Annotated in this window: 6 protein-coding genes; 3 read left to right on the plus strand and 3 right to left on the minus strand. The window is 74.3% G+C overall.

What is annotated here, in order from left to right:
- Positions 1–96 precede the first annotated feature (96 nt).
- The gene (locus HCN52_RS18920; protein ID WP_168089652.1) at positions 97–1,350 is read right to left on the minus strand and encodes an outer membrane protein assembly factor BamB family protein; all 1,254 of its coding nucleotides are present in this window, start codon (positions 1,348–1,350) and stop codon (positions 97–99) included.
- Between the two features lie 563 nt (positions 1,351–1,913).
- Between HCN52_RS18920 and HCN52_RS18925 the strand changes: the two genes are divergently transcribed.
- The gene (locus HCN52_RS18925) at positions 1,914–2,453 is read left to right on the plus strand and encodes a hypothetical protein (protein WP_168089653.1); all 540 of its coding nucleotides are present in this window, start codon (positions 1,914–1,916) and stop codon (positions 2,451–2,453) included.
- 92 nt (positions 2,454–2,545) lie between these two features.
- Here the strand turns inward: HCN52_RS18925 and HCN52_RS18930 are convergent, their stop codons facing one another.
- Both HCN52_RS18930 and HCN52_RS18935 read right to left on the minus strand, forming a co-directional pair.
- Positions 2,546–3,331 (minus strand): DUF4241 domain-containing protein, encoded by a 786-nt coding sequence (locus tag HCN52_RS18930; RefSeq protein ID WP_168089654.1) that lies wholly within the window; start codon positions 3,329–3,331, stop codon positions 2,546–2,548.
- Between the two features lie 181 nt (positions 3,332–3,512).
- Positions 3,513–4,985 carry a short-chain fatty acyl-CoA regulator family protein gene (locus tag HCN52_RS18935; protein ID WP_168089655.1) on the minus strand — a complete coding sequence of 491 codons (1,473 nt, stop codon included), beginning with the start codon at positions 4,983–4,985 and terminating at the stop codon, positions 3,513–3,515.
- 359 nt (positions 4,986–5,344) lie between these two features.
- Here HCN52_RS18935 and HCN52_RS18940 point away from each other — a divergent pair, with 359 nt between their 5' ends.
- On the plus strand, positions 5,345–6,883 hold the full coding sequence (locus HCN52_RS18940; protein ID WP_168089656.1) for an MmgE/PrpD family protein: 1,539 nt from the start codon (positions 5,345–5,347) through the stop codon (positions 6,881–6,883).
- The gene (gene prpB / locus HCN52_RS18945) at positions 6,884–7,789 is read left to right on the plus strand and encodes a methylisocitrate lyase (protein ID WP_168089657.1); all 906 of its coding nucleotides are present in this window, start codon (positions 6,884–6,886) and stop codon (positions 7,787–7,789) included. It begins immediately after the preceding gene.
- Positions 7,790–7,888: the final 99 nt, after the last annotated feature.

Raw genomic sequence — 7,888 nt, forward strand, 5'->3', positions numbered from 1 at the left:
GCTGCATCCACGACGACGAGTCCGCGGTGACGGCCTGCACGCTGGAGAACGAGCTGATCGGCATCGACGCCGACGGCGCGGACCCGCCGCGGACCGCTACAGGAAGGCGTGGAAGGTGAGGGTGTTCCCGTCGCGCTGGAGCACGCCGGTGGGGCCGACCGTCTCCGGGTCGCGGTCGAACTCCGCAGCGATCTCGCCGGTCGCCGCGTCGATCGCCAGCGGGGTGCCGTCGGGTCGGCCGTACAGGTAGCCGTTGCCCGGCTCCGGGCTGACCCAGCCGCCGTCGGTGGGGATGCTCCAGATGACCGCGCCGTCGGCGTCGATGCCGATCAGCTCGTTCTCCAGCGTGCAGGCCGTCACCGCGGACTCGTCGTCGTGGATGCAGCCGCGGGCCGCGTCGGGCCCCTCCCCGCGGTCGAGGACGACCTCGCGGTCGGAGAGCCGGAGCAGTTGTCCGTCGCCCTGTGTCAGCCCGTCCCAGTCGGTCAGGAGCAGCCACGGGCCGAGCACGGCGGAGCCCTGGTCGGGAACGTCGAGCTCCCAGAGCACCTCGCCGTCGACGGCATCGGCGGCCACCAGTGTTCCCCCGATGATCCCGTCGGAGCCGACCGCGGTGTAGACGACGCCGTCGACGTGTCCGATGAGGGTGTCCTCCAGCTCCCGCACGATCTCACCGGTGGCGAGGTCGACGACGTGGCGTTCGCGGGTGAGGGGAGGCTGCTGATGGAGGAAGTCCCCGTTGGTGCTGGTGACGACCACGTGTCCGTCGTGCGCCGCGCTGAGCGTCAGCGCGGGACGGAACGGGTCGCTCCGCCAGTGCTCCGGGTCGAGTTCCAGATTCCACAGCTCCTCGCCGGTCGCCGCGTCGACGCCCATGAGTGAACCGCGTACGCCGTTGCCGTCCGCTTCGACGAGGTGCGCGGCGAGGAGGACGTCCCGTCCGTCGACCTCGGTGAGCTGCGGCTGCGGGAGGTCGACCAGGTCGGTGGAGAACCGCTGGCGGTCGCCCTCGTCCTCCGGGATGTCGTCCGGCCCGTAGGCGTCGACACCGGGGGCGGCGGGTTCGACGCGGAAGCGCTCGGCCCCGTCGTCCAGCGCGTAGGCGGTCAGCCCGCCGTGGTCGCTGACGAACGCGGTGTCGGCGTCGAGGACGGCGCGCACCAGCCCGGCGTAGTGCTCGGAGAGCGTCAGCGTCGGGTCGGCGGCGAACTCCGCGGAGACCCGGGTGTCGCCCGCCGGTTCCTCCTCGCCCGCCGACGACGCCCGCCGGTCGTCCGTCGACGGCCCGTCGTCGCTGCTGCATCCGGCGAGCGCCAGTGCTCCCGCGAGGCAGAAGGCCGCGGTGCGCACCCCTCGCCCGCCTCCGCTCCGCCCGCGTCCGGTCCTTCGCGCGGTACCGCGCATCTCCCCACCCCTGTTCGTCGGCTGCGCCGGACGGAACCGGCGCTGTCACTCTGTGCGATGAACCTATCAGCGGCAGTCACTCGCAGAGCCCGCCGGGTCACGGTCGGCGATCGCCGGCGCGGCGACGCGGCCTTGCCGCCGGTCGGCGCCGCGCGAGAACCCCCGCCCCCGGAGCGACGCGTCGGCGACCGGCCCCGGTTCCCCGGCGGGCGCAGGGGTCCCCCGGGGCGCCCGGCCGAAGTAGTGTGGAATGTGAGAGTCGTCCCACCGGGCCCCTTGCGCCGCCGGACGGGGCAAAGGGGCCGTAATCTCATCCGATGCGGGCGCGCGAGCTCGCGCACATCGTTGACTAGTTCCTACCCCGCCCCTCGCGCGGGTGCGTGACGTGCAGTGAGAGGGGATACGCACATGGTGTTCTCGGGTGGGCGGGGGTCGCGCCGCGCGCGCGGCACACACGCGGAACAGGCGCGGGGCGCGGTCGGCGGGCACCTTCCCGGGGCGGGCGCCAGATGAGCGGGACCCGGCAGGCCGACTTCGGCGGGCGTCGCCGTGACCGCGACGAGAAGGCCGAACAGCGCCGCCTCCGGAGGACACTGGTCAACCGCTACCGCAAGCTGACCGGCGAGGACCCGGAGCTGCGCTGGCTGTCACCGGCCGCCACCACCCGCGTCTCCCGGGGCTGGGCGCGTCCCGGCGCCGACGGCGAGTTCAGCCTCACCGCGCTCGGCGACCCCGGCCCCTCGGTCTGGCTCCCCTCCCACGGGGGCGGCCCCGTGGCGGGGCTGCAGCCGGGCAACGACCCCGAGCAGTCGGTGACGCTGCTGTTCCGCCACTACCGCCACACCGGCGCCGCCGTGGTCCCGCTGCGCATCGCGCTGTCGCGGGGCGTGCCGCTGGCCTGCGCGGACGAGGACGGGTTCGTCGCCGTCCTCTCGGGCGGCGATGCCGCGCTCTCCGTCGACTGCGACCAGCGGCTGGACACCGTCGAGGTCCAACTGTGGGGCACGGCACCGGAGACGCTGACGCTGCCCGCCCCCGACCTCGGCTGAGGGCGGGCGTCGGAGGGCGCGCCGGGAGCCGTCCGACCGGCTACGGCAGTCGGACGGCGCGCGGCGGGCACCCGGGGTGAGTCCGTCAGGCGTCAGGCAGTCGCGTGCCGCTGCGCCGTCTCCGCGACGACTCGGTCGTCCTCCCGCTCGCCGTCGTGGTACTCGTCGTCGCGGTGCTCCGCCTCGTCCTCGTCGTCCTCGTCCATGGTGCTGAAGTCGGTGAGGAAGCAGGCGAGCGAACCGTCCGCGGCCCGGCCCGTCCAGGTGGCGTAGGCGCCGTCGCCCCAGCCGGTGGAGAACGCGACGACCGCGTGCTCGTCCTCGCCGACGGACAGCGTCACCGGGTCCTCCGCGGGCTCCGGCGGCTCGGCGCCCTGTTCCTCCATGGCGCCCGGGAACTTGGCCGAGAGCACGCGGTTGCCGAAGTCCTGGTCGCCGATGGAGTCGAAGGTCCGGACGTCCATGAACGAGCCCGTGCCGCCGTCGACCGGGTAACCGTAGAACTCGTCGTCGGCCAGGTCGGAGAGCTCCTGACCGCTGGAGAGTGCCAACTCCCAGCTCACCACCGGCTCCTCGCTCACCACCACCCGGGCGGCGGCGACCCGGGTGTCACCGCTGAAGGAGCCGTCGGGCTCGTGGACGTCCACCAGGGAGAGCACCACCGGGTAGGTGCCGGGCTCCACGGTGTCGGTGAACGCCAGCTCCTCGGCGTCGCCCATGCCCGCGCCGAACGGCTCCATGGCGATCAGGCGCCCGGAGGGCAGCGAGAGCGGGACGCCGGGCAGCTCGCGCACCCGGAGCGTCGAACCGTCCTCGAAGAGAGGGTGCACCGAACCGGGCGCCAGGATCTGCGCGAAGTCGGGCGGGGACACAGCCATGTGAACTCCTACTGAGCGGTGGCCGGGAAACGGCCGATCGCCGCGCACGGTAGCCCCGCACCCCCGGGACGCCGCCAACCGGCCCCCGTCGAAGGGCATGCGACCGGCCATCAGCACGTGCGCCGACGACACCGTGCGCCCGCCACCCGGCGGCGTGCCCGGCGTCAGGGGCAGGGCGGCGTCAGGGCCGCGTCTCCGTGACCGGGTACGGCACGAAGGAGCGGCGGTCCGGGTCGATCGCCAGCGCCCCGGCGGCCGGCGGCCGGGCGCGCTGCGCACAGTCCCGCCGCTCGCAGCTGCGGCACCCGAGTCCGATGGGCGTCGCCGCCCGCGGGTCGTCCAGCGCGATGCCGTCGGAGTAGACCAGCCGGTGCGCGTGGCGGAGTTCGCACCCCAGCGCCACCGCGAACGTCGCCCGCGCGGCACGGTGACCGCCGCCGCCGCGGGTCACGGTCCGCGCGATCCAGAAGTGCCGCTTCCCGTCCGGCATCTCCGCCACCTGCGGCAGTACCCGCCCCGGTGTGGAGAACGCCTCGTAGACGGTCCAGAGCGGGCAGGTGCCGCCCAGCCGGGAGAAGTGGAAGTCCGTGGCCGACTGCCGCTTGGAGATGTTGCCGGCCCGGTCGACCCGCAGGAACGAGAACGGCACGCCGCGCAGCCCCGGCCGCTGGAGAGTGGACAGCCGGTGGCAGACGGTCTCGAACCCCACGCCGTACCGGGTCTGCAGCAACTCGATGTCGTACCGCAGCTGTTCGGCGTCACGGTGGAACGCGGCGTAGGGCATCAGCAGCGCCCCCGCGAAGTAGGTGGCGAGCCCGATACGGGCCAGCGTCCGGGACTGCGGCGAGGTCAGCGCGGCGGAGCCGGAGAGCTCGTGCAGCAGCTCCTGCTGTTCCAGCAGGCCGAGTTGGGTCGCCAACTGGAAGGCGCGTTGGCCGTCGGTCAGCCACGGCGACAGGTGCAGCACCCGGCTGTCCGGGTCGTACCGCCGAGCGTCCGCGGGGGCGCCTGGTGGACCGTCGGTCGGGGGAGCGGCGGTGAGGACCCGCACGCCGTGGCGCTGCGCCAGGTGCGCGTCCAGCGCGTCCGGGGCGCGCCCGGGGTAGGGGGCGAGGTCGGCGGCCTGCTGCTCCGCCGCCGCGTCCAGTGCGGCGAAGTGGTTGTGGTGGGCGTAGAAGAAGTCCCGTACCTGGTCGTGCGGTTCGGCTGTCGTCGGGCCCGGCGCCGGCGCGCCGGAGCGGTCGGCCAGCGCGGCCGCCTGCTCGGCGGCGTCCCGGTAGCGGCGGTGCAGCGTCACCAGCGCGCGGGCGAGCGCCGGGTGGTCGCGGACCGCCTCGCTGATCTCGTCGGCGGGGAGCTCCGCGTCGCACGCCTCGTCGCCGAGCGCGGTCCGCAGGTCCGTCGCGAGCCGTTCCTCGTCGGCGCCGGAGAAGAACTCCGGCTCCACGCCGAGGACCTCGGAGATGCGCAGCAGGACGGGGGCGGTGAGCGGGCGTTGGCTGTGCTCGATCTGGTTGAGGTAGCTGGTGGAGATGCCCAGCCGCCGGGCCAGCTCGACCTGGTTGAGGCCGTGCTCGCGGCGCAGCCGCCGCAGCCGCGCGTGCGCCCAGATCTTCCGCCCGCGCTCCCGGCCCGCCGCGTCCCCTGCTGCCATCACCGCTCCCGTCCGCTGCCGTGCGCTGCCGTGGCCGCTCCGCCGGCGGCCGATCGGCCCGTGACCGTCGCGCCCGCCACCGCCGGGTCGTGGCCGCCCGGCGGGTCGCCGCCCGGGAGCCCGGTGGCACGTCGGCCGCGCCTCGTCCCGGCTGTGCGCGGTGAGGCACCGCACACCCGACCGGTCCGTCCGCCCCACCGGCGGACAGTTGCGAAACTACCATCCGCATGTTTCGCAAAGTTCGCCGTTTCGCAGCGACGCGCGGTGCGGATTCCGCAGCCTGGAGCAGTGGCGGCGCCCGCCGCTCCGGGCAACCCTGGGGTGTGTACCGTGCTGTCGCGTACCGTCGAGGAGACCGCGTGATCGACCACCGAGTCCGAGTCCACCCCAGCGCCTCGCACCTGCCCCGTGAGGAGCAGCTGGCGTGGAAGCTCGCCGCCGTGGCGACCGGCACCTCGGCCGCAGAGATCGACGCCGAGTCCGCCGCCATGGCGATCAACCGGGTGATCGACAACGCCGCCGTGGCGATGGCCTCGCTGCGCCGCCGCCCCGTCGCCGTCGCCCGCGCCCAGGCCACCGCGCACCCGGTGACCGGCGGTGGCGCGGGCGCCACCGTCTTCGGCACCGGCCCCGACTTCCGGGTCGCCCCCGAGTGGGCGGCCTGGGCCAACGGCACCGCCGTCCGCGAGCTGGACTTCCACGACACCTTCCTCGCCGCGGACTACTCCCACCCCGGCGACAACATCCCGCCGCTGCTGGCCGTCGCCCAGCACACCGGCCGCTCCGGCGCCGACCTGCTGCGCGGCGTCATCGCCGCCTACGAGGTCCACGTGGCGCTGGTGCGCGCCATCTGCCTGCACGCCCACCGCATCGACCACGTCGCGCACCTCTCCGCCGCCACCGCCTGCGGCCTGGGCGCGATGCTGAAGCTGGACACCGAGGTCGTCTACCAGGCGGTCCAGCAGGCCGTGCACACCACGACCGCGACCCGGCAGTCCCGCAAGGGCGAGATCTCCAGCTGGAAGGCGTTCGCGCCCGCCTACGCCGGCAAGGCCGCCATCGAGGCGGTCGACCGGGCGATGCGCGGCGAGGGCGCGCCGTCCCCCATCTACGAGGGCGAGGACGGCTACCTGGCGTGGATGCTGGACGGCAAGGACGCCGAGTGGACGGTCTCGCTGCCCGCGCCGGGTGAGCCGCGCCGCGCCATCCTCGACACCTACACCAAGGAGCACTCCGCCGAGTACCAGGCGCAGGCCGTCATCGACCTCGCCCGCTCGCTGCGGGAGAAGCTCGGCCCGGTCGACCGGTTCGCGGAGGACATCGAGTCGGTGGTGCTGCACACCAGCCACCACACCCACCAGGTCATCGGCTCCGGCTCGGGCGACCCGCAGAAGTACGACCCCGAGGCGAGCCGCGAGACGCTCGACCACTCCGTCCCCTACATCCTCGCCGTGGCGCTCCAGGACGGCGGCTGGCACCACGAGCACTCCTACGCCCCCGAGCGCGCCCGCCGCGCCGACACCGTGGCGCTGTGGCGCCGCATCAGCACCGTCGAGGACGCCGAGTGGACCACCCGGTATCACCACCCGGACCCCGAGAAGCGCGCGTTCGGCGGCCGGGCCGTGGTGACCTTCACCGACGGGCGCGTGGTGGAGCAGGAGTTGGCGGTCGCCGACGCCCACCCGGCCGGTGCGCGGCCGTTCGCCCGTGAGCAGTACGCGGCGAAGTTCCGCACCCTCGCCGAGGGCGTCGTCGAGCCGGGCGCCCAGCGGGTGTTCCTCGCCGCCGCCGAGAGCCTGCCGGAGCTGGACGCCCGCGGCCTGGACGCACTGTTCCCCGTCTCCGACGACGTCGCCCTCGCCCGGTCAGACGCCGAACTCCCGAAGGGACTGTTCTAGATGCTGCACACCCGGACCACCCCCGCCGAACGGCGCCGCGCCTTCCGCGAGGCGCTGGCGTCCGGGCGGCTGCTGCGGGTGCCCGGGGCGGTCAACCCGCTGTCGGCGAAGCTGATCCAGGAGACCGGCTTCGACGCGGTGTACCTCTCCGGCGCGGTCCTCGCCGCCGACCTCGGGCTGCCCGACATCGGGCTGACGACCTCCACCGAGGTCGCGACCCGCGCCCAGCAGATCACCCGCGTCACCGACCTGCCGGCCTTCGTCGACGCCGACACCGGCTTCGGCGAGCCGATGAACGCCGCACGCACCGTCCAGCTGATGGAGGACGCGGGGCTCGCGGGGCTGCACCTGGAGGACCAGGTCAACCCCAAGCGCTGCGGCCACCTCGACGGCAAGACGGTCGTTCCCGCCGACGAGATGGTGCGGAAGATCAAGGCCGCGGTGGACGCCCGCCGCGACCCGGACTTCCTGCTGATGGCGCGGACCGACGCCCGCGCCGTCGAAGGGCTCGACGCGGCGATCGACCGCGCCAGGGCGTACGTCGACGCCGGCGCCGACGCCGTCTTCCCCGAAGCACTCGCCGACGAGAAGGAGTTCGAGGCGTTCCGCGCCGCGGTCGACGTGCCGCTGCTCGCCAACATGACGGAGTTCGGCAAGAGCGCCCTGCTCGACGCCGCGACCCTGGAGAACCTCGGCTACAACATCGCGCTCTACCCGGTGACGCTGCTGCGGCTCGCCATGGGCGCGGTCGAGGACGGGCTGCGCACCCTGGCTGCCGACGGGCACCAGCGCGCACTGCTGGAGCGGATGCAGACCCGCTCCCGGCTGTACGAGCTGCTGGGGTACGAGGAGTACGCCGCCTTCGACGGCAGCGTCCACGACTTCACCCTGCCGCCCGGCACCTGACCCACCCCTGGCCGGAGCCGACCGCCCTCGCGCGGGCGCGCATCCGACCGGACCACGAACGGCCCCTCGGGGGCGCCGCCTCACCCGGCGCCCCCGAGC

Source organism: Streptomyces bohaiensis (assembly GCF_012033785.1).
GTDB lineage: Bacteria > Actinomycetota > Actinomycetes > Streptomycetales > Streptomycetaceae > Streptomyces > Streptomyces bohaiensis.